The 21261-nt window shown below is 42.5% G+C and carries 25 protein-coding genes; 9 read left to right on the top strand and 16 right to left on the bottom strand.

What is annotated here, in order from left to right; all coding sequences use genetic code 11:
- The first annotated feature begins 358 nt into the window (after positions 1-358).
- Positions 359-1183, top strand: a complete 825-nt coding sequence (locus MUN89_RS02920; protein ID WP_244711251.1) for an STAS domain-containing protein — start codon at positions 359-361, stop codon at positions 1181-1183.
- 140 nt (positions 1184-1323) lie between these two features.
- Here MUN89_RS02920 and MUN89_RS02915 read toward each other — a convergent pair whose 3' ends face one another.
- The 11 genes from MUN89_RS02915 to MUN89_RS02865 all read right to left on the bottom strand — a co-directional run bounded on the left by MUN89_RS02915 (position 1324) and on the right by MUN89_RS02865 (position 9268).
- Positions 1324-1542 (bottom strand): helix-turn-helix domain-containing protein, encoded by a 219-nt coding sequence (locus MUN89_RS02915; protein WP_244711249.1) that lies wholly within the window; start codon positions 1540-1542, stop codon positions 1324-1326.
- Between the two features lie 10 nt (positions 1543-1552).
- Positions 1553-2035 carry a DUF2975 domain-containing protein gene (locus MUN89_RS02910; RefSeq protein ID WP_244711247.1) on the bottom strand — a complete coding sequence of 161 codons (483 nt, stop codon included), beginning with the start codon at positions 2033-2035 and terminating at the stop codon, positions 1553-1555.
- Between the two features lie 178 nt (positions 2036-2213).
- Positions 2214-2966 (bottom strand): undecaprenyl pyrophosphate synthase, encoded by a 753-nt coding sequence (locus MUN89_RS02905; protein WP_244711246.1) that lies wholly within the window; start codon positions 2964-2966, stop codon positions 2214-2216.
- Complete coding sequence (locus tag MUN89_RS02900) at positions 2963-3799, bottom strand: DUF817 domain-containing protein (RefSeq protein ID WP_244711245.1); 837 nt, start codon at positions 3797-3799, stop codon at positions 2963-2965. Before MUN89_RS02900 ends, MUN89_RS02905 begins: the two co-directional genes overlap by 4 nt.
- 112 nt (positions 3800-3911) lie before the next feature.
- Positions 3912-4853: an ABC transporter permease gene (locus MUN89_RS02895; RefSeq protein ID WP_244711244.1), complete on the bottom strand. Its 942-nt coding sequence runs from the start codon at positions 4851-4853 to the stop codon at positions 3912-3914.
- Positions 4846-5781, bottom strand: a complete 936-nt coding sequence (locus MUN89_RS02890; protein WP_244711243.1) for an ABC transporter ATP-binding protein — start codon at positions 5779-5781, stop codon at positions 4846-4848. Before MUN89_RS02890 ends, MUN89_RS02895 begins: the two co-directional genes overlap by 8 nt.
- A gap of 258 nt (positions 5782-6039) precedes the next feature.
- On the bottom strand, positions 6040-6267 hold the full coding sequence (locus MUN89_RS02885; protein WP_244711242.1) for a helix-turn-helix domain-containing protein: 228 nt from the start codon (positions 6265-6267) through the stop codon (positions 6040-6042).
- 10 nt (positions 6268-6277) lie between these two features.
- Positions 6278-6766, bottom strand: coding sequence for a DUF2975 domain-containing protein (locus MUN89_RS02880; RefSeq protein ID WP_244711241.1), 489 nt, complete (start codon positions 6764-6766; stop codon positions 6278-6280).
- Positions 6767-7044: 278 nt separating this feature from the next.
- A complete protein-coding gene (locus tag MUN89_RS02875) occupies positions 7045-8319 on the bottom strand; it encodes an FtsW/RodA/SpoVE family cell cycle protein (protein ID WP_244711240.1) in 1275 nt (424 codons plus the stop codon).
- Complete coding sequence (locus MUN89_RS02870; protein ID WP_244711239.1) at positions 8316-8696, bottom strand: PadR family transcriptional regulator; 381 nt, start codon at positions 8694-8696, stop codon at positions 8316-8318. Before MUN89_RS02870 ends, MUN89_RS02875 begins: the two co-directional genes overlap by 4 nt.
- Positions 8697-8728: 32 nt before the next feature.
- Positions 8729-9268: a sigma-70 family RNA polymerase sigma factor gene (locus MUN89_RS02865; protein ID WP_244711237.1), complete on the bottom strand. Its 540-nt coding sequence runs from the start codon at positions 9266-9268 to the stop codon at positions 8729-8731.
- A 336-nt stretch (positions 9269-9604) separates the two neighbouring features.
- Between MUN89_RS02865 and MUN89_RS02860 the strand changes: the two genes are divergently transcribed.
- From MUN89_RS02860 to MUN89_RS02835, 6 genes are all read left to right on the top strand, one after another.
- Positions 9605-10675: an iron-siderophore ABC transporter substrate-binding protein gene (locus MUN89_RS02860; protein WP_244711235.1), complete on the top strand. Its 1071-nt coding sequence runs from the start codon at positions 9605-9607 to the stop codon at positions 10673-10675.
- A 13-nt stretch (positions 10676-10688) separates the two neighbouring features.
- Positions 10689-11708, top strand: a complete 1020-nt coding sequence (locus tag MUN89_RS02855; protein WP_396266073.1) for a FecCD family ABC transporter permease — start codon at positions 10689-10691, stop codon at positions 11706-11708.
- Positions 11705-12742 carry a FecCD family ABC transporter permease gene (locus MUN89_RS02850; RefSeq protein ID WP_244711230.1) on the top strand — a complete coding sequence of 346 codons (1038 nt, stop codon included), beginning with the start codon at positions 11705-11707 and terminating at the stop codon, positions 12740-12742. Before MUN89_RS02855 ends, MUN89_RS02850 begins: the two co-directional genes overlap by 4 nt.
- Positions 12742-13560: an ABC transporter ATP-binding protein gene (locus MUN89_RS02845; protein WP_244711228.1), complete on the top strand. Its 819-nt coding sequence runs from the start codon at positions 12742-12744 to the stop codon at positions 13558-13560. Before MUN89_RS02850 ends, MUN89_RS02845 begins: the two co-directional genes overlap by 1 nt.
- 729 nt (positions 13561-14289) lie before the next feature.
- Positions 14290-14922: an HNH endonuclease family protein gene (locus MUN89_RS02840; protein WP_244711227.1), complete on the top strand. Its 633-nt coding sequence runs from the start codon at positions 14290-14292 to the stop codon at positions 14920-14922.
- Between the two features lie 82 nt (positions 14923-15004).
- Positions 15005-15247: a hypothetical protein gene (locus MUN89_RS02835; protein WP_244711225.1), complete on the top strand. Its 243-nt coding sequence runs from the start codon at positions 15005-15007 to the stop codon at positions 15245-15247.
- A gap of 123 nt (positions 15248-15370) precedes the next feature.
- On the opposite strand, the gene MUN89_RS02830 is transcribed toward MUN89_RS02835, so the two are convergent.
- The 3 genes from MUN89_RS02830 to MUN89_RS02820 form a co-directional block, all read right to left on the bottom strand.
- Positions 15371-15646 (bottom strand): hypothetical protein, encoded by a 276-nt coding sequence (locus MUN89_RS02830; RefSeq protein WP_244711223.1) that lies wholly within the window; start codon positions 15644-15646, stop codon positions 15371-15373.
- Between the two features lie 156 nt (positions 15647-15802).
- On the bottom strand, positions 15803-16711 hold the full coding sequence (locus MUN89_RS02825; RefSeq protein WP_244711221.1) for a S66 peptidase family protein: 909 nt from the start codon (positions 16709-16711) through the stop codon (positions 15803-15805).
- Between the two features lie 245 nt (positions 16712-16956).
- Complete coding sequence (locus tag MUN89_RS02820; RefSeq protein WP_244711219.1) at positions 16957-17133, bottom strand: DUF6440 family protein; 177 nt, start codon at positions 17131-17133, stop codon at positions 16957-16959.
- 174 nt (positions 17134-17307) lie between these two features.
- Here MUN89_RS02820 and MUN89_RS02815 point away from each other — a divergent pair, with 174 nt between their 5' ends.
- Complete coding sequence (locus MUN89_RS02815) at positions 17308-18189, top strand: DMT family transporter (protein ID WP_244713548.1); 882 nt, start codon at positions 17308-17310, stop codon at positions 18187-18189.
- 116 nt (positions 18190-18305) lie between these two features.
- Here the strand turns inward: MUN89_RS02815 and MUN89_RS02810 are convergent, their stop codons facing one another.
- Positions 18306-19166 carry an SDR family NAD(P)-dependent oxidoreductase gene (locus MUN89_RS02810; RefSeq protein ID WP_244711218.1) on the bottom strand — a complete coding sequence of 287 codons (861 nt, stop codon included), beginning with the start codon at positions 19164-19166 and terminating at the stop codon, positions 18306-18308.
- Between the two features lie 171 nt (positions 19167-19337).
- Here MUN89_RS02810 and MUN89_RS02805 point away from each other — a divergent pair, with 171 nt between their 5' ends.
- Complete coding sequence (locus MUN89_RS02805) at positions 19338-20264, top strand: AraC family transcriptional regulator (protein ID WP_244711216.1); 927 nt, start codon at positions 19338-19340, stop codon at positions 20262-20264.
- Between the two features lie 185 nt (positions 20265-20449).
- On the opposite strand, the gene MUN89_RS02800 is transcribed toward MUN89_RS02805, so the two are convergent.
- Positions 20450-21079: a lysozyme inhibitor LprI family protein gene (locus tag MUN89_RS02800; protein ID WP_244711214.1), complete on the bottom strand. Its 630-nt coding sequence runs from the start codon at positions 21077-21079 to the stop codon at positions 20450-20452.
- Positions 21080-21261: the final 182 nt, after the last annotated feature.

The raw sequence follows: 21261 nt of genomic DNA, 5'->3' as shown, positions 1-21261 counted from the left end.
AACTAGTAATCTATTCATTTTCCACGTGATGACCCTTCTCATGAAAAATTAAATTGGATTTCTATGTTTTTTGCTTCATGACGGCGTTATTTCACCCGGATTTTCTCCTTGATCCACTCCTCTCTTTAGCGTGCCATAAGTTATACAATAGTTTTTTTGAAACATAGGTAAGGAAAAGGTGGTTTCATAAGTGTTACCGAGGGGTATGGGGAAAAACATCCAGGACTGAAAAACCAGTCCTTATTCATTATGAGACAAATTGGCTGTACCTACTGCTTCATTTAAGCCGATTACAGCCAGTGGGATAAGAGGAATGTCATCCGTTTCTCGAAAAAGAATTCGTAAGGAGAAGAGACCATTGGAAAAGTTTACGTATGAAGATTCATTTCAATTCAAAGATTTCATCGAAGAAAACAGTCAGCTCTTCAAAGATACCTTATTAAAAGAAGCGGTTAATGTTAGAGATAAGACCGATGAGATTTTAAGAGTCGGCAATATCGATCTTATTACAAATGCTCATACACTAGTAGGTTATATCATCGAAGAGAGGGACAAGGAGCTTCAGGCTTTTGCGGAACAGGAAGGAATTGCATGGGCTACCTATTCTATGGCCATCTCATTTAAGTTAGAGTGGATACAGGCTATACGCAGAACTCTGTGGTATTTTTTCAATAAGTATATTCTATTGAGCAAGGATAAGAGTTTTAATTTCTTTGAGCTGGAAAAACAAATCAACAACCGTGTAGACGATTTTTTAAATACTTTCTTCATCAGCTATACAAAATATAAAGATTCATTGATCAATGCTCAAAGAGAGCAAGTTGAAAAGCTTTCCGTGCCAATAATCCCGATCAACCCCTTTGTATGCGTCCTCCCCTTAATCGGAACTATTGATGCTCAACGCATAGACATCCTTGAAGATAAGATGTTAACAGAAATAGGTGAAAAACGTATCCAAACGATATTTATGGACTTATCAGGGGTTCCAAATATTAATAGTGATGAGATTTTCCGGTTAATTCAAATCATTGATAGTGCCTCACTGATGGGTTGTAACACCGTACTCATCGGGTTAAGAAAGGAATTTGTAAGGAAAGTAACAGAACGCGGCATTAAGTTAAATGAAAGCACGAAGACATTAGGCACGTTACAGCAGGCATTAAGGGAATATCTTATTACATAAAGGGCACTGTATGGCTTATAAAAGCTCATAGCCAGGGGCAAATCCTTTTTTAAAAAGATTTGCCCCTTCCTATCCTTTGAAGAATGGATGTCATTCTGTGTTGAAGCAGATCATCCTTAGAACTGCGCTCCCATTCATCATTATGGAGTATCTTCGTCGCTTTTGTATTCCAAAATATCACCCGGCTGACAATCCAGCGTCTTACATATCGCTTCTAATGTGGAAAAACGAACCGCTTTTGCTTTTCCATTTTTCAGAATGGACAGATTCGCCATCGTAATTCCAACCTTCTCTGAAAGCTCCGTTACACTCATTTTCCGTTTGGCTAACATCACATCAATATGAATAATAATGGCCATATTCTTCACCTCAGACCGTCAAATCATTTTCTTTTTTTGTGTGAATCGCTTCTCTTAGAAGCCGTTGGAGGACAGAAGAAAACACGGCAATCACGATCGAAGAGAAAATAATGATAAATGCGATAAGTGTGATCCCTGGAGGGTCCACTTTCCTCTGCATGAGATAGTAGAGCGGCATACCGATCACGTACAAGGCACTGATTGTGATGGCACAGTAGTTGATTTTTCTTAAAGCGATGACCGATAATTCTGAGAACGCTTCGTTCTTATCAATGTAAATTAGAAGCTTAAAAGCCTGGTACAGCGCAAAGTAAAAAGGAATGGCTGCTGCGTACATATCAATGAAAACAAGATATTTTATATAAGCCATTTCTGGATACAAGTCGGCAGCAAAATTCCCAATTTCAGGCACTAAAAAGATGCAAAGAGCAAGAATGGGAATGCCAATAAGAACCACAGCGATCTTCAAAAATACGGTTGTTCCCCGTTTCATTAAGCGCACCTCACTTCTGTCATGTCAGTTTTGACCTTATCACATGATTTATCGTTTTACAATAAACTACTCTTGTGTATGAGCCTAATTTCATTGTGATCCCCTATCCATTTGATTTTGACAAAAATCCATTCAAAGAACAACTTTACCTAAAGCACCGCCCATAACTTTTACAATCTTATAATCCTCCATACCTTCTTTTTCGCTGCCGGTAGTCCTCCACCGCGTGCAAAAATTCCCCCTCAGAGAAATCCGGCCACAGCACATCTGTAAACCAGAATTCGGTGTAAGCCAGCTGCCAAAGCAGGAAATTACTCAGACGTTTTTCCCCTCCTGTACGAATGAGCAGGTCAGGGTCAGTCATGCCAGCTGTATAAAGGTATTTTGAAAAGTCCTTCTCACTTAATTGACGTAAGGATAATTTGTCATCGTTAAGATCCTTGAACATCTCTTTCATCGCCGTCAGAAGCTCGTGTCTGCTTCCATAGTTAAGGGCAAGATTAAGCTGAAGGCCGTTATTTTCAGAGGTACGGGCGACGGCATATTGTACGGCTTCCCGCGTATAGAAAGGAAGATTTTCCATATCCCCGATCGCCTGAATACGTACATGATTCGATATAAGGGTTGGTAAATATTCTTGCAGGAACTCTTTAGGCATGCTTAGGATCGTATCTACTTCCTTTTTTGGACGTTTCCAGTTTTCTGTAGAAAACGTATAGAGGGTAAGGACCTTCACGTTACAATCGACGGCTGCTTTGACTATTTTGACGACGGTCGATACTCCCTCTTTATGTCCAGCAGCTCTGCTCATGCCCAGCTTCTCGGCCCAACGTCCGTTCCCGTCCATAATGATCGCAATATGCTCGGGTGTACTTTCTCCCTGATCCATTAAGGGTCCTGATGTTTTATTACTGAAAAAAGGAATGTTCATTGATAATTTTCCTCCCGGTTTATAGTTGCTTCCGCCCATTTTTCCTCGCCTTGACCTATTTCTTTTTTAGGAAATGATTCTCCTTTTACCTGTTTTAAGGTGGCAACAATCAGAAAGCTGACGATGACTAATAAGAGCCATGAGCTCACTTTTCCTAAATCAACGAGACTCCATGACTCCCCCTGGTTTGGGTATTCCCAGGCCCCAAAAAAAGTGGCGATATTCTCAGCTACCCAAATAAAAAAGCCGATGAGTACAAAAGAAAACACAAGGGGCATCCGGTAACGCTTTCCATTGACTACGTAAGTGACCCATGACTTCCAAAAGACAAGGATGACAAGGCCGGATAACCACCAGCGAATGTCTATCCAATAATGATGCGTGAAAAAGTTCAAATAAATCCCGGCTGCAAGAGGAGTAACTACGTAAAAGGACGGCCATTTAACCAGTTCCACCTTCATCCTTCTCCAGGCCTGGCAAAGATAGCTGGCTACACTTGCGTACATAAACCCGCTGTATAAAGGCACGCCATATATTTTAAAATAGCCGTCCTCCGGATAAGACCACGAGCCCATATGGGTTTTAAAAAGCTCAAGCATAAGGCCAATGAGGTGGAACAGCGTGATGACCTTTAGTTCATCACGTGTTTCAAGACCGGAATGCACCATCCCCCACTGCATGACGAGGCAGATGATGAGCAGCCAGTCATAACGTGGTAAAAGGGGAAGCGGCACGGTTTGGGTAACCGCCAGGGATGTAAAAATAACGACAGGAAACAAACATGATAAGGACTGCATCCAGCCGAATCGAACAAGTTGTTTGATTGCTCTCATGTATGGAACCTCCAATTTCTCACAGCAGCAAAGGGATAGGTTTACGACTTCCTGATTGGTGCTGGCTTCCTGATTACTTGTTAATCCATATCCTGGCTTTCAGTGCTCAATATTAAGCAGCTACATCTCTACGTGTAAAAAGGAGCCAGGACGTGAGATTGAATAATAGGAAATAAACGGTGAGTACACCGATGGAAAAGGACAAAGTCATGCCTTCTTTGAAAGGACTTCCGCTTAAGTACTGGGTAAGATCGGTATTCGCGAACAACAGGTATTTACTCCAGTCGAAACGCTTCAGCAGCTCGAGAATGATATGCCCTCCGAACAGAGCGCCGATGGAAAACCCGATGGCCATCGTGCTGCTTCTGAACGCGGATGAGATCATAAACGCCATCGTTACGAACATGATGGTAGAGACACTGTTGAACAAGTACGTTTTCCACAGATCGAGGATCATACTTTTTTCAACGATGTCTCCTTGTGCATTCATGGTGACCAGCGGGAGATCCATATGACCAAAGCCGAATAAGATTCCGTTCACCACGATAGAGAGCACAAACAGAGTAAGTAACAGCAGCAAGCCGAACATGAGAACAGAAATATACTTGGATACGAGGATCTTGACCCGGCTGGCTGGCCGGATAAGCAGCAGCTTGATCGTACCTGAGGAAAATTCACCCGCCAACATGTCTCCCGCAATGATGATCGTGAAAATGGTGATTACGATGGCCAGCTCAGCCGAGTCGTTCACGCCGCCCCACATCGTGCCTTCCGTTGAACGAATATTCCGCTCTAATTGATAGTTCATGATGGCGATCTGCTGCTTAAAGTACGCCTCGTCTTCTTCCCCCAGCTTCCCCTGCTTGACGGTTTCACTTAGGTCCTGCTTTTCCTGAATCAATGCTGCCTGCCAATTTTCGTCTTGCGCCTTACTCCCTTCCTGCCAGGCGATGATGTTGAAAAACAGTACAAAAGCGACCATGAGTCCGAGGAGGATCCACGTTCTCATCCGCCGGTAAATTTTCATATTTTCATTGCGCACTAAATTAACCAATCTGCTCACCTCCCGTGATTTCAAGGAATCTTTCCTCCAGAGTTTGCGAGACAGTCTGGACGCCATAGATTCGAATATCATGCTGCATCAGCCCCACCAAAATGTCCGGGATGCGTTCGTGTTCGGTGGTGACCTCGACAAACTTCTCCTCGCGGGTCAGTTTTACACCTTGAATCCCATCCATGCCGCTTATGACGCGTAACGCCCGTTCCGGAGGCTTGGCTTGGATCCGGTACGTTTGAGCCTGATCGTTTTCCCGTGATAAGTGCTGCACCGGCATGACGTTAACAAGCTTTCCCTGCTTTAGGATGGCGACCCGGTCGCACATGAGCTCCATCTCGGATAGCAAATGGCTGGAAACGATGACACTGATTCCTTCCGTGCGGGTCAAATGCCGCAAATAGTCGCGCAGTTCTCGAATCCCCGCAGGGTCAAGACCGTTCGTCGGTTCATCAAGAATCAGCAGAGACGGTCGATGCAGCAGCGCCTGGGCGACTCCGAGCCGCTGGCGCATGCCGAGCGAATACTTTTTTACTTTGTCATGGATGCGTTTTTCCATTTTGACGAGCGACACCACTTCTGCGATCCGCTCCTTCTTTACACCTGGCACCATCCGGGCGTAATGCACAAGATTCTGGTATCCGCTCAGATACTTATACATTTCGGGACTTTCGACGATTGCTCCAACGTGGTGAATCGCCTGCTCAAATTCGGTTTGAATATTTTTCCCCTTTATGAGTATCTGACCTTTTGTAACCGACATCAGTCCGACGATCATCCGAATGGTCGTGGTTTTCCCAGCCCCATTAGGACCGAGGAAGCCGAATATTTCTCCCTGGGGTACTTCAAAGGAAAGATCATCGACGATCGTCGTCCGGCCAATCTGTTTACTGACATTACGCAAGCTGATAATAGGTTCGTTGTCCATTATTGTCCTCCTTGAAATGAACGAAGAATGGTTCATTCATCTTCACTCTTTTAACTATGCCTATTCTGAAATTTAGCACATTGTTTATCGTTTTTCAATAAAATTTTATCATTAAATGTAGTTTTTTTATTGATTTTCAATATATAAAACAACAAAAAAGCCGGATTCCTCCGCATTTGGAAAGAATCAGGCTTACGTGAAATGCGATTTATTTTGAATGCATCGATATTGAAAAAAACGGGACTTCTACTAGCTCATCTATGATGATTCTTGCGCGTCTTCGTCCGTTGTGTACTCTAAAATGTCTCCGGGCTGACAATCTAACGCCTTACAAATGGCTTCTAAAGTTGAAAAGCGAATGGCTTTGGCCTTTCCATTTTTTAAAATAGAGAGATTCGCCATCGTGATTCCAACGTTTTCCGAAAGTTCGGTCACGCTCATCTTCCGCTTCGCCAGCATCACATCAATAGTAACTACAATTGCCATGGTGAGCACCTCAAACCGTTAAATCATTTTCTGATTTTATATGAATCGCTTCTTGTAGAAGCCTTTGAAGCACGGCGGCAAAGACTGATATAACCAATGAAGCTCCTATAATGACCAGGCCGATGACGATGAGGCCGGGCGCATCATCCCACTCCGCTGCGATGTAGATCAATGGCAGAGCCAATACATAGAGGACACTGATGATGATGGCACAGTTTCTAATTTTTTTAAGGGCCAGGACAGAAGTTTGAGCGAAAGATTTGTTTTTATCTATATGACTTAAGAGTTTCATGGCTTGGTACAATGCAAAGAAAAACGGAATGGCCGAACTATACAAGAAAATTAATATGCCAATGACTACATAAGCCACCTCTGCCCCTTTTTTTGCTTCTTCAATGGCTTCGTTCGCGATTTGGGGCAAAAACAGGCACAAACCAACAACCGGGATTCCAATCATGATGACCGCAGCTCTTAAGAAGAGTGTTGAACTTCGTTTCATAAAAAACGCACCTCACCTATGGATTATCAATTTGAATTTACCACGATTTTTGTTGTTTTACAATAAATTTTTATCAGTAATAAATATTTATTTATTGATAAATCCCTTTGTTTGTAGGTGAACATCTTCCGGGAGATCAAAATTCATTCCTGAACATTGCGATTCACAGCCAATAAGGACAAAACCCCTCCGAATCGTGCCCTACATAAAAGAAAAGAAGGAAAATCCTTCTAGTTACAGATTTGCCCTCTTTTCCATCGTAATTGTAAAACTTTACTTTAGCCTGTGGAGCTAGAAAAGATGACGTCCTTTCTCCTATAAACACTTAACGCGATTCCAAAAACTACAGCATTCAAGAGAGTTGGACCCATTCCATAGCTTAGAAATGGCAAAGAAAAAGACGCGAAAGGCAACAGACCAAATGACATCAATAAATGGTAAAGAAACTGGACAGAGTAAAATACTACGCCGCCTGTTATAAGCATCCTTCCGAACATCTCTTTTGTGTATAGATTCACCCAGACGAGACGAACCATTAATGATAGAAGTACCAGTATAGCTATGATGGATGTAAACCAACCAAAGGTATAGGTTAACCCGACCAATACAAAATCAGTGTGGCTTAAAGGCAGAGCTGCTTTTCCCCCAAAGTGCCCAAACCAGCCGGATTCAGCTAATAACTCTCTAATTCGCAAGTACAAATCACCGCTGCTTTCAGCATATTGTTTAGGATGCAGGAAGGATAGAATCCTTTCTATCTGATAGCTTTTCATAATGGAAAACAACCACAGACCCATGGTTAGAACTGCGACACTCCCCCCTACTAAAACCCTTAAAAGAGCTTTTCTATTCAACGGCCGAGTCCATGCCATTGTAAAAAACATAACGAAGAGGATGAGGAGGGACTGCAAGTCAGCAATGTGCCAATAAAGGTAAACAGGGATGAAGAGCAGAAATAACCCATTCCATAGATTAGCTTTTTTATTGGCCAAAATAGATGAAAAGGCAACCAGAAAAAACGGCACAAAAGCTATACTTTTCAGTTCTACTGTCCCTATATGAAGGGTAGGAGACCCATCTACATAAGCCACGAGAGCCGAGTTAAAAAGAGATATTCCCGCTAAACCTGCACCATAAAATACCCATCTCCATTTTTGTAACTTTCGATAATCCAGGAACAGAAATGCTGTGATAAGTGCTATTCCCAGCAACGTATAAGAAATTTTATTGCTTACACTGTACCCTGTGTCCTGGTTAACCATTAGCATGGGAAGAAAACTAAAACCTATGGCCATAAGTAACAGTGAAATTAACCACCACTCCGTTTTCGGACGGTACATGTTATTGAAATGTTTCCCAACCTCCCTTGGACTTCCCATTTGGTTTACAGCGTGCATTTCCGCATCTTGAGCATTCATTTTGTTTTTCTGCTGTAACTTTTCTCTTTCTTGGTCGATATGATATTCAAGTTCTTTAGTAACCATTTGTTTAGCGTCATTATTTTTAATGGATTTTCTCACCTGTTCCATATACTCTTCCTTATTCCATTTCATGGCTGCAACACCTCGATCAACGGCTGCAAAAGATCTTTTTGATGAGAAGATGATTCATACTTTTGCAAAAGCCTGGCCCCTCTTTGCGTAAGCCTATAATATTTCCCACCATCCTCCTTCCACTTAGAGCAGAGATATGCCTTGTGTTCTAATTTGTGTAACGCTGTGTATAAATGCCCTTCATTATCTTCAAATTTAACGATGCCCCTGGCTCTTAATTTCTTTGATAAAGTAAAACCCGTTCTTTCATTTTCTAAAAGCTGCAGAATAGAAATCAGGATCTCCTCTTCACCAGTTCCTGGCCCTTTTATTTTTTTATGCACTTCTTTCCTATGGGTCTCACTAAACCGGAGGCTTTTAAATACGGACTGGTCCATAGAGCTTCGAATATTCTTTAGCCGTCTTTCCATTACAATGAACCTCCTAATTGTTTTCTTAACATGGCTTTTGCTTTCTTTAATCGGGTTTTAATCGTATTTTCATTCCTTTTAAGAACTTCGGCAACTTCCCTGGTCGTCAATTCCTCATAATAGTAAAGATAAATAACTTCTCTATATTTAGAAGGAAGTCTCATGATAGAAGTAACCAATTCCTTATCTACATAGTCTTGAATCACCCTCTCTTCCGTATTTAAGCAAGGATTTTCCATACTCTTCATGGTCTCTTCAGAAATCACTACTTTACGGTTATACCAACTCTTCAAATAATCTTTACTGTGGTTAATCGCAATTCTCCATAACCAGGTTTTAAGCTTGGATTGTCCATTGTATTTATGTAAATTTTGATAACACTTCACAAAAATCTCCTGGGTTAAATCTTCAGCAACAGCTTGATTTTTCACATAAGAATACACCAATTGAAGTAAGGACTGCCCATACTTTTCCATAATTTCATTTATCGCTGTATCTTTATCTTGAATTTCAATATTCTTTTCTATCGAGTCCTCCACGTTTTCCCCTCCCTTACTATTTAACGATCCTCGTCTGAAAATAGTTTTTCTCCTAATAGTCGGATCATCTAGTTAATTTGCATAGGAAGAGTGCCCGACTGCAGAAAAATTATTTTTAAATATTTCCGATCCAGGGATAAAGTTCGATACAAACAGTGGATAGCTCTCTTCACATGGAATTCTATCAATCTAATTTCCTCCTCCATACTATTCAGAAGTATTGACATTAGTCCCGATCGTGATACTATTGTGAATGATAATCATTATCAATGGGAGGGAGGATTAACGTCAGCGTTCACACTCTATTACTCAAATTTCTTAAAAAGGTGGATATAAATGGGTACGAAACGAATTTCTTATTTAACTGCTCTAATCATTTTGTCGTCGCTATTGTTTATCATTGGTTGTTCTTCAGAAAGTTCCAGTGCGATCGATTCTGAAAAGGCTTCATCAAATCCGGATACAAGCGAGGAAGAAGCTGCTTCTGACTCAAAGTATCCAATCACTATTGAACATGCCTTTGGAGAAACTGTCATCGAAAGCAAGCCTGAAAGAGTAGCCACAGTGCAATGGGGAAACCATGATGTTGCACTCGCCTTAGGTGTTGTACCAGTCGGCTTCTCGGCCGCAAACTATGGCGTCCAGGATGACAGCGGCCTGTTACCCTGGACAAAGGAAAAATTGGACGAACTCGGAGTTGAGGACCCGAACATTTACCAGGATACGGACGGACTTGACTTTGAAGCCATTTCTGACTCGAACCCGGATGTGATTTTAGCCGGCTACTCAGGGATTACACAGGAAGACTATGACACTCTTAGTCAAATTGCTCCCGTCGTGCCGTACAAAGAAGCTCCATGGGAAACGACTTGGCGTGAGCAAGTAACTCTTGATGCCAAAGGGATGGGCATGGAAGAAAAAGGCAAGAAGCTCATTGAAGAAACGGAGGCTCTAATCAAAGAGAAAGTGAGCCAATATCCGGAACTTCAAGGTAAGAAAGTAGCTTTTGCCACCACATCTGCGGATGACTTGTCGAAAATCTACGTTTATACCCCGGATGATCCTCGTGGTGCATTTTTGGAGGAACTCGGCATGGAGTATCCGGAAAGTTTAAAGAAGGAAATGAGCAAGTCTGATGGATTTTCGCTGACGGTCAGTGCTGAAAATGCCGATATCTTGAACGATGCCGATATTATTGTAAGTTATGGAGATGAACAGTTATATCAAACGGTAAAAGAAGACCCATTGCTTGGCAAAATCCCAGCGATCAAGAGAGGTTCAGTCGTCTTCATTGGAAATGGTACACCTTTAGCAGCTTCTTTGAATCCGAATCCACTGGCGATTTCCTATACGATTGATGAATACTTAAAATTACTTAGTGAAGCTGCTGATAAGGTGAATGAATAACATAACCCAGTCTATGAAAAGGAAGCCGGAAGCTTTTTTACCTAAGTACAGGCTGCTTGTACTGATCGGCTGCCTCCTCCTGCTTTTACTTACTATGGCCGCTTCTTTAGCCTTAGGTTCAAGACCGGTGGAATGGAATGAAGTGCTTCAGGGACTGACTTTTGAACATGTGGAATCTTACGGGGCAAACGTCGTGCAGGACAGGATTCCCCGGACAATTTTCAGTTTATTTTGCGGAGCAGCTCTCGGGGTGTCGGGTTCTTTGATGCAAGCGGTCACGCGTAATCCACTTGCAGACCCGAGCATCCTGGGTGTCAATATGGGGGCCGCTCTTTTCGTGGTTGGCGGTATTGCCTTCTTTAGTATCAGTACCGCGAGCCAATATATCTGGCTTGCTCTAGCCGGAGCATTGCTTACTTCCATATTCGTCTTTGGTATTGGTTCGATGGGAAGCGGAGGTGCAACGCCACTGAAGCTGATTCTGGCCGGAGCTGCGATAAGCGCTGCCCTCTCTTCCCTTGTAATTGCCATCATGATTCCGCGTTCCTATGTGATGGATCAATTCAGATTCTGGCAGGTAGGAAGTGTCGGCAAGGCGGATTGGAGCACGGTCCAAACCTTTCTTCCTTTCTTAATAATAGGCGTTCTGGTTGCCCTCATATCGGCCTCCGCTCTAAATGCAATGGCGTTAGGAGATGAACTGGCGACCGGTCTTGGTGTGCGCACAGGCGTTTTGAGACTTGTTGCAGCGATAGCAGCGGTCTTATTATGTGGCGCAGCTACTGCTTTAGCAGGACCTATTGGATTTATCGGCCTCCTGGCTACCCACGTCACGCGTCTTGTCCTTGGTCCCAACCTTCGTTATGTCATTCCTGGCTCCGCCTTTGCCGGAGCTGTCATCTTGACGGTTTCAGACATTTGCGGAAGAATTCTCGGTCGTCCCGGAGAAGTTGAGGCTGGTTTGATCACCGCCTTTATAGGTGCTCCTATACTAATCATACTTGCTATGAAAACGAAAGTGCGTTCATTATGAAGACTCAGACAATCGAATGGATTGCAACAGGAAAACGTCATCGACAACAACGGTGGATGCTGATTACCGGTTCGCTCGCATTATTAGCTGTTCTTTTGTGCTGCGCCATGCTATTGCTGGGCCACACGATTTACCCTGTTTCTGATGTGATCCGTGTACTACGGGGAGAACAGATCAGCGGTGCCTCTTTTGCCATCCATACAATCCGGCTGCCACGAATGCTGTCCGGGCTTTTCGCTGGATTTGCTTTCGGTATAGCTGGGAACACGTTTCAAACGATGCTCAGAAATCCACTTGCCAATCCGAACGTCATTGGCATTACTTCCGGTTCAAGTGCAGCCGCCGTTTTTTGCATCATTATTTTACAGGCAAGCAACACGGTAGTTTCTATTGCTTCTGTCATCGGTGGACTCCTGACCGTCCTTTTGTTGTACATTTTTTCAAGATCAAATCGAAGTTCCTTTTCAATCGGCCGATTAATCCTTGTAGGAATCGGCATGCAAGCGATGCTGAATGCTGTGATCTCTTACCTTTTATTGGTAGGGGCGGAGCAGGACATTCCATCCGCTCTCAGATGGCTGAGCGGTAGCTTGAACGGAATTCGTGTAGAGGATGTAACACCATTAGTCATAGCCGTCCTCATCTGTGCACCGATTGTAGTCATCTTCGGGAAGCATCTAAGCATTTTGGAACTTGGAGAACAGACCGCCACCACCCTCGGGGTCAATACAGAGCAAACGAGAATCGCGCTGATCCTGAGTTCCGTTTTCATGATTGCGATCGCTACAGCTGTTACAGGCCCGATCGCATTTGTGGCTTTCCTGGCAGGTCCGATTGCCAAGAGAATGGTTGGAGTCGGGTTTTCTAACGCTCTTCCAGCAGGGCTGGTGGGGGTTAACATCGTGCTTTCGGCAGACTTGATCGGTCAGTTTGCTTTTGAGGTCCGTTATCCAGTAGGCATCATCACTGGCATGATTGGAGCTCCCTATCTCATTTACTTACTCATCCGAATGAATCAAAAAGGAGATTTGTAATGAAACCGATTCATCAATTCCAAGCAAAACAAATTGTTGCCGGCTATGATCACAAGACCGTGATCGACGACGTGAGCCTTACCATCCCTAATAACAAAATAAGTGTCATCATAGGAGCGAACGGCTGCGGAAAATCAACGCTGCTTAAAACACTATCCAGACTTATCAAACCAACGTCCGGGGATGTGTACCTTGATGGAAAACCCCTGCACAACATACCACCAAAAAAATTGGCACGCGTAGTCGGACTTCTGCCGCAGTCCCCGATTATACCTGAAGGCATTACCGTCAGTGACTTGGTTGGACGTGGAAGATTCCCTCACCAGTCTTTACTTAGCGGGTGGACGAAGAAGGATTATGAAGCTGTTGCCGAAGCCATGGAAATCATGAATATAACTGAACTCGCCAACCAGCATATTGATGAACTCTCTGGAGGTCAAAGACAGCGGGTGTGGATTGCTATGGCCCTCGCCCAACAAACCGATATTCTATTATTAGACGAACCTACTACTTTTCTCGATATCACCTATCAAATCGAGATCCTTGACCTTCTCACAGACCTTAATCACAAATACGGGACCACGATTGTGATGGTTCTGCATGATATCAACTTATCCGCCCGTTACGCGGATCATATTTTCGCCATTCGTGAAGGGCAGCTAGTGGCGGAAGGCGAACCCTCTCAGGTCATTAACAAGCATTTAATTCAAGATATCTTCGGCCTTCACAGCACAGTGATCAAAGACCCGGTTTCAGGTTCGCCTTCCGTTGTACCTATAGGACGTCATCACCTCAATTCTGAAGCCGTTCTAAAATAATTTTATAGACGAAGGACCACACATGATGACATGTGTGGTCCTTTTTATTACCGTCTTCAACGAAGATCCCTATTCAAGCTCTATTCGAGTAAGTTTATAGCTCACACTTTTACCGTTACTACAATAGCCATACAGTTTTCTCGAGGGTGATTCCATATATTTTTTGTATTTTTCATAAACGTATTTCTCTGAGGTGGCGAATGATAATAGGTTCCATATACTCTTAGAAATTTCTACTGATTTTACTTCTTCCACAGAGACACCACCTTGTTAAATAATACTGCACCAGTGTTCGTCAGTTGGGCAGTCTCGACTTTAGATTTAAGGTGTTCCATCCATTGCGGATAGTAGATCCGCCATAACTACCAAAACACCTTCTCTTCTTTCAAATTTCCATTCTCTCCCTATCTAAATTGGTTTTCTTTAAGCTTTCGCATTCAAAGAGAATCAGTATCCAAATATGGGGGCACATAGTCACCCTACGCTTGGCCCAACGTTGAAATTAATGGATTTTTTACATCTTTTTAACTTTGATGACTGCAAATCCATGCTACCATTGCAAGTGGAAACGCTTGAAAATCACTTTTCTCCATGATGCTGAAAAACGTTTATGAAGCTTACCGCTGATCCCCTCCCCTTCTGGATGAACATCATTACCTTGGTATTAATATCTCCTTCGTTAAAAGAAGAGAGATGTTGGTATAAACAATACATATAGGAGGAAATTCTATGCTTAAGAAATCACTGTTGTTTATCTTCGCATTGGTCCTGTTCTTCACTTGCTATCATCTAGACGTACCTACGGCCTCTGCGTTTCCACCCGGAACACCGTCCAAGTCCGCAGCCCAGTCCCAGCTGGACTCACTGACTGTGGAATCTGAAGGCTCGATGAGCGGTTATTCCCGTGAGGAGTTCCCGCATTGGGAGTATCAAGGAGACGGCTGTGATACTCGCCAGCTTGTGCTCCAGCGAGACGCTGACTACTACTCAGGAGAGTGCCCTGTGACCTCAGGTAAATGGTACAGCTACTATGATGGAGTTATCGTGAATGACCCTTCAGATTTAGACATCGATCACGTCGTCCCGTTAGCTGAAGCTTGGCGTTCAGGCGCCAGCAGCTGGTCCACGGATAAGCGTGAGGATTTCGCCAACGATCTTAATGGCCCTCAATTGATCGCCGTCACTTACAGTACCAACCGCTCCAAAGGAGACCAGGATCCTTCCACCTGGCAGCCACCACGATACAGCTCCCACTGCGGTTACGCGAAGTGGTGGATCAACACCAAGTACAGTTGGGATCTGTCTCTGCAATCATCAGAGAAGTCTGCGCTCCAAACGATGCTCGACACTTGCCAATACTAACTTTGTTTCTTCGCAGGCAAGTACTAACTAGTCCGGCCGTACTTGTCATGCCTTCATCCAACGACAGAAGGGAGCCATTCGAATGGAAGAGAAGTCAACAACCTTCACCGCAACCCATGGGGTAATGACCACTGAAGTCGGCGTCATAAGCGGGGAGCTCGAACTGCGCACCATATGTGACGACCAGGGCACACTAAAACTATCCATAACGTATGTTGGCGCTAAGGAGTGGTACACGCTGCCGGGTGAAGACTACCGCTTGCACGACCTGCGTGACCACGAGGTCATCCACCGAATGCTGGCCACCGTGTTGGAACGTCCATAATCCGGACCAACCTAGCAGCAACCACAATCGTATAAAAATTGAAGGATGACTCTTTCATTAACACAAAAACCCCTGCCACCTACAATGAACCTTACCTGTAGATGGCAGGGGTTTTTGTGTTAATTATATGGTCCCGCCAAACACATGGGATAATAATACAAAATAGAGGGTAAACAATAAGAGCGTCGCCATGGAGATATATTTCAGCCAGCCCTTTTCACGTTTAAATAACGAAATAAAGGCACACACGATTCCGATGATATAGATTGAAACTCCAATGGGAATGCACCAGAGTGAGTCCTTACCTAAGGGGGTAAGCGATATCGGCGGAAAGATCATATAGGCGACAAATCCTCCTATCATAACGAATAATAACGACCACTGATCATACGATTTCATCCAAAGGACTCCTTAACAAATGGATTAGAATAGTCAGGAAGATTCTTCAACTACCCTTCTTCTTTAGTTGAAAGCTATGCGTATGTAATAAGGATAAAGCAATTGCCCGATTGTGAATACTCCAAATCAAGCTATATCATTTATTCTTCCACAGATTCACATTACACCTGAATCAATCACCAATTGAGGTGGCGACGTAGAGAGTTTTGCTTTAACCCCCAGCGGCACACCATAATTGGGTTGGCAATGCCCAAAGTAAAAATTCTCAACAACCGGGAATGACGCACCAGCGAAGAAATTTTGAAACACTTTTCTTAATCTCAGATTTTCGTCTGGTTCCACTTGAAAGTTACCTAAGACGACACCTTGAACCTCATCGAACACCCCTGCCTGTTGGAGATGAGTAAGCATCAGATCAACACGAAACGCTGGTTCTGCAACTTCCTCAATGAGTAAAATAGACCCGTTCGCATCCACTTCATAAGGCGTTCCCAAACTATTGGTGAGCAATGTCAGATTTCCCCCTGCTAAATGTCCGTCTCCTGTACCATGAGTTATCACGTTGAGCGGTGATTTGTGAGAATCATAAGTAATAGATTCTCCCGTAAACAAAGGTGTAAACGAGGATTCTGTTTCTTTTGTTCTCTGTTCGTCATTTAGATCGGATGCGACCATCGGACCGTGAAAAGTAACTAAGTCACTGGATTTTTGTATAGCATTAAGCAAATATGTAATGTCGCTGTATCCCCAGAATATTTTAGGATTACTTTGTATCATACCGTAATCAATCATCGCAGCAATTTTTGCCGTCCCGAATCCTCCATTTGCGCAAAAAATTCCGCGGATAGCAGGATCAGAAAAAGCCTCCTGCAAGTCAGAAAGTCGCTTTTGATCGACCGCTGCAAGATCTTCCTCAACATCGAACACGTGCTGTCCAATGACCACATCCAGCCCCATTTTTTCTAATACACGCTTCCCCTGAATCAGGTGCTCTTTGTCCGGTGGACCAGCCGGTGCAATAATTGCTACCCGATCACCTTCTCGTAAAGTAAGTGGTTTAATCATAAGCTTTCCTCTCTTTCTTTCATATGCTATTTGAATGTTGTTTTCGGATTATTGAAGCATGGAATAATCGGTAGCTGTTGTATTGAAATGAAGCTTGATCAGAAATTCTTCATAAATCCATTTTTTTAATCAACAAAAAAGAATCCATTATTAAACGAGAATCAAAATGGATTCCACTCCTGAGATCAACAAATTCTCTATTATTAAACCGCTTGAAGTTCAGTGACCTATTCGGACTTAGATCTTCAATAATCCTCATCCACTAAAGGCTTCCCTTCCTGATCCACCATAACGGTCATGGAAAGGCCGTAACCGGCACCATAAGACATATAAAGAACACCAGTATGATTATCGCGAATAACTTGAAACCGTTCCATCTTTCCTTGTTTATCAATGACTTCAAAGCGTTTGTCATTCCACATTCCTTCACTCTCCCTTCATTTAACAACTTATAATGATGTACGGGTTAACAGTCAAGAAGGTTTCATCGCTGCATAACCCTTGAGAACTAATTTAAGTTTAGGAATGAGAAAATAAAGGAATTACCGTTTACACCTTTTTGAAAAAGATATCTTCAGAAACGTAGGAGGCAGATGATGAGATTCGCAGGAGTAGGCTTAGTTATGCTGGCCGCTATATGCTGGGGCATTAGTGGAGGAATCGCTGATATTTTAATGAATAAGGGCTGGAATCCCATTGTAATCTCCTTTTACCGAGGCGCGGTTGGATTTATTTGCTTTTTTGTTTGGTTTCTCTTCCGCTTTAAACAAAATTGGGTTCCTTCTGCCCGCTTGTACTTATGGTCGCTGTTAGCCGGGATCGGTGTGGCAGGAAATTTCACTTTTTATTTTCTAAGTATCCAGGCTTCAAGCGTGGCGGTCGCTGCTACGTTAATGTACACCGCACCCGTTTTTGTGCTGTTAAGCTCCTTTTTATTACGTATCGAACGTTCAACTTGGTTTAAATGGGGATGCATTGCTGGAGTGCTTATGGGAATTATCCTGCTTACTGGTGCCTATAATACCGAATCGATTTCGGTGAGTTTTCTAGGGGCGGTAACGGGACTTGCTGCCGGCCTTTCCTACGCTTTGTTTATATTCGGATTTAAAAATGCCTCTTCTAATGGAGAACCGAAGACGACGTTAACCATCGCCTTTTTTTCCTTTTGTCTCATCCTTTTTCTTTTTATGGACAAAAAAGAAGCAGCCGACGTGGTGACATCAGGCGATCTCGGATGGTTTCTATTATTAGGGCTTGTGGGCGCGGGTGTTTCATTTATTTTGTATGTGATTGGCATTAAGTGGACCGCTGCATCAACGGCTTCGGTAGTAGCGATGGTCGAACCGGTAACAGCAACCTTATTTGGTGTACTGCTTCTCGGAGATCATTTAACCGTTATTCAAATGCTTGGAATGGTGCTCATCCTGGTTACCATTACCGTCCTTAGCGTGAAGCAGTCCGACGGAGACGCTAATTAAAAGGTTTATTCTCAGTAACATCACTAACAAAAGGAAGGCCGTGTATTTTCAACAGCCTTCCTTTACTTTATATCTTCTTAAGATAATAACCAGTCCAAGTATGCATGAGGGATCTATCAAATTTCTGTTCCCATAACTGTTGAAGATGAACCTGCATCTGTGGATATACTGACTTCATTCCAACGCTCAGCTTGAACAGTTCTTTCCCGTTCCGCTTGATTGTTAATATAAATGGCATCACTCCCCAGTAAGAGATGATCTGGAAGATCTTTTTCGTAAGCTAGTTTTAAGATCACCTGGGCCACTTTTTCTGGATCACCATTCTCATGGCCCCAGTGAGGTTCAAGTGAACGGATTTTTTCTCCTACTGACTGTTCGTAGTCTGGTAAAAAATCCGGGCGGTTTTTAGTGGCACGGTTTCCCCAATTCGTTCGCATAGAGCCCGGTTCTACGGCACAAACTTCAACTCCGAATGGTTTTGTTTCCTGGGAAAGTGCTTCACTAAACCCACCAACTGCCCATTTGGCAGCGTGATATGCAGTTCCACCAGCAGCAGCAAACCGGCCGCCAACAGAGGAAATTTGAATAATATGCCCGCTGTGCTGCTTTCTCATACTGGGTAATACAGCCCTTGTAAGATAAATGACTCCATAAAAACAAGTATCTATTAGTTTCTGAAAATCCTCAGAGTTTGTCTCTTCAAACGGTCTAACATCCCCGTATCCAGCATTATTCACTAAAACATCGATGCGGCCAAAGGTTTTTAAGCCTTCGTTAACGGCAGACACTGCAGCTTTTTCATCTGTTACATCTAAAGGAGCAGCCAGGATCTGTTCACCATAATTTTCAACCAAATCATTAAGCTCTTCAGGTCTGCGCGCTGTTGCTATAACTTTATCCCCTTTATGAAGAGCGGCTTCAGTAATCGATCGTCCTAAACCGTTAGCACTGCCAGTTACTAACCATATTTTTGACATATGATCATCTCCTAAATTAAAGTAATTTTTACAACTAAATTCATTTGCTGACTATTATTTTATACTGGTTTAGATGGAATCGATAGTTGAATGGTGCTTTATTTTTGCCTAATCCTCCGAATTATTGTGGTACTATTAAGGAGAGGAAATTGAGGAAGGATTGAAACTAAAATGGTTTACAGTTCTAACAAGAGTGACTCTGTATTAAATCGTCTTAAAGTGATGATGTCGCACTATCATTATCATCAAGGAGAGGTTCAGACGGATATTCCTTTTCTTTCTTTATTACAGGAAACTGAGCCTACAGATGTGGAAAGCGGTGTGCTAAATCCTTCCATATGTATTGTTATTCAAGGGGATAAAAAGGTTGTTATAGGAAATAAAGCTATTAATTATGGCGAAGGAAATTATATTGCTTCAACTATCGATATTCCCATTAAAGGCAGAGTAATCAAAGCATCAAAAAAAGATCCTTACAGGGCTATTCGATTATCCATAACTCCAGAAGAAATAACATCTGCCTTTCTAGAATTGAAAATCACACCTCCCAAGAAGACTGAATTAAAAGAGGGAGCGTTTGTTGGGAAAGCTGAAGCTGATGTACTCTTAGTCCTAGAAAAGCTTCTTCAAATTGATTCTGATCTTCAAGCTATCTCCTTTCTTGCTCCGGCAATGAAAAAGGAATTTATCTTTCACCTTTTAACCGGGGAAGGAGGAGACGTATTTTATAACAATTTTCTTTTACATCTTGAATCTGCCGGAATAAGTAAAGCAATCGAATACGTAAGGGAAAATTTTGATAAAAAACTTAAAGTAAGTGAGATTGCTGCCGTTGGAAATATGAGTGTTTCAACATTACACCATAAATTTAAAGCAGTAACCACATTAAGCCCTATTCAATATCAAAAACAACTTAGACTCCAAGAGGCGAAAGTTATCCTCTTAAGTAGTGAGGAGGACGTTACTAACGTGGCGTTTCAAGTAGGTTATGAGAGTGTGACACAGTTTAACCGTGAATATAAGCGATTTTTCGGTTTACCTCCATTAAAAGATATTAAAGTAACCCAAAAAAAATTAAATAAAGGAGAATACAAATAGCTCTCTCTGCTTTACTGTTACATTTTAGTCTTTTTTTCTAAATCGAGTCTTCCACTATCCTACCCGAACCATTAGTAAAGGGGACAAATTCAATTGTTTCAGATTTCCCCCCTTCCTTGAACGGTCCATTCTAAGATATTTGAGTACATTCTCTGTTAGAAAAAGGGGGTTCATATAAGAAAATATTATTTTATGTAATCTTCCACTAACTCAACGCATCTTTCTTCTGTAAGATTTGCCAGCACAGTCACATATTCTAAGTGTTCTTGTGTTCCGCCTTCATATTTTAACGATGCTTCCAATGCACGATCATCTCTATTTTTTATCCATTTACGCTGTTCTTCTCTTAACTGGTCCATTTCTTTTGGAGGGAGTTGATCGTTTAGAGTCCGATAAATTTCATTCAACAAGTCATCCCAAGCCTGCCACCTATCATTTTCTACTTTTTTCAAAGCGTAAGTCGACGAATCTGCCGCTTCCATTTCTTCTGTTTCTTTTTTAGTACTCTCTAATTTTTTCACATACTCTTCCTTCAGACTCGCCTCAATAGTACTAGTAGCTGGGACTTCCTCTTTTGAAGAAGAATGGTTTGAGGCGCCCTCTTTTTCTTTTGTGTCAGTATTTCCGGTCGTTGAAGCATTTTCTATAGCTTCTGCATTAGAAGAATCGTCCTTTTCTTTTTCAGAAGAGTTGTTATTGTTTAACTGGTTGTCCGAAATTGCACTTGTCTCTTCAGATGAGTTTTCACAAGCAGCCAATATAAATAACGAAACTACAGTAGCCATTACTATAAAAATTGCTCTAGTGTTTTTCATAATTTAGTTCTCCTTCGTCATAGTAATCCTTACAAAAATGCCTCCTAAAACAGGACGATTTGTACCAAGGTATCTTCGACTGATTTAACAAATGAACCCCTTAGTTGAAAGGTTTTATGAATGGAAAAATTTAATCCACTTGGGGGGCTACCCATTTGGGCCATCATCTGGACAAAAGCTAT

The organism is Halobacillus salinarum, from assembly GCF_022919095.1.
GTDB lineage: Bacteria > Bacillota > Bacilli > Bacillales > Halobacillaceae > Halobacillus_B > Halobacillus_B salinarum.
Note: the sequence above shows the minus strand (reverse complement) of the source record. Positions and strands in the feature narration are given on the sequence as shown.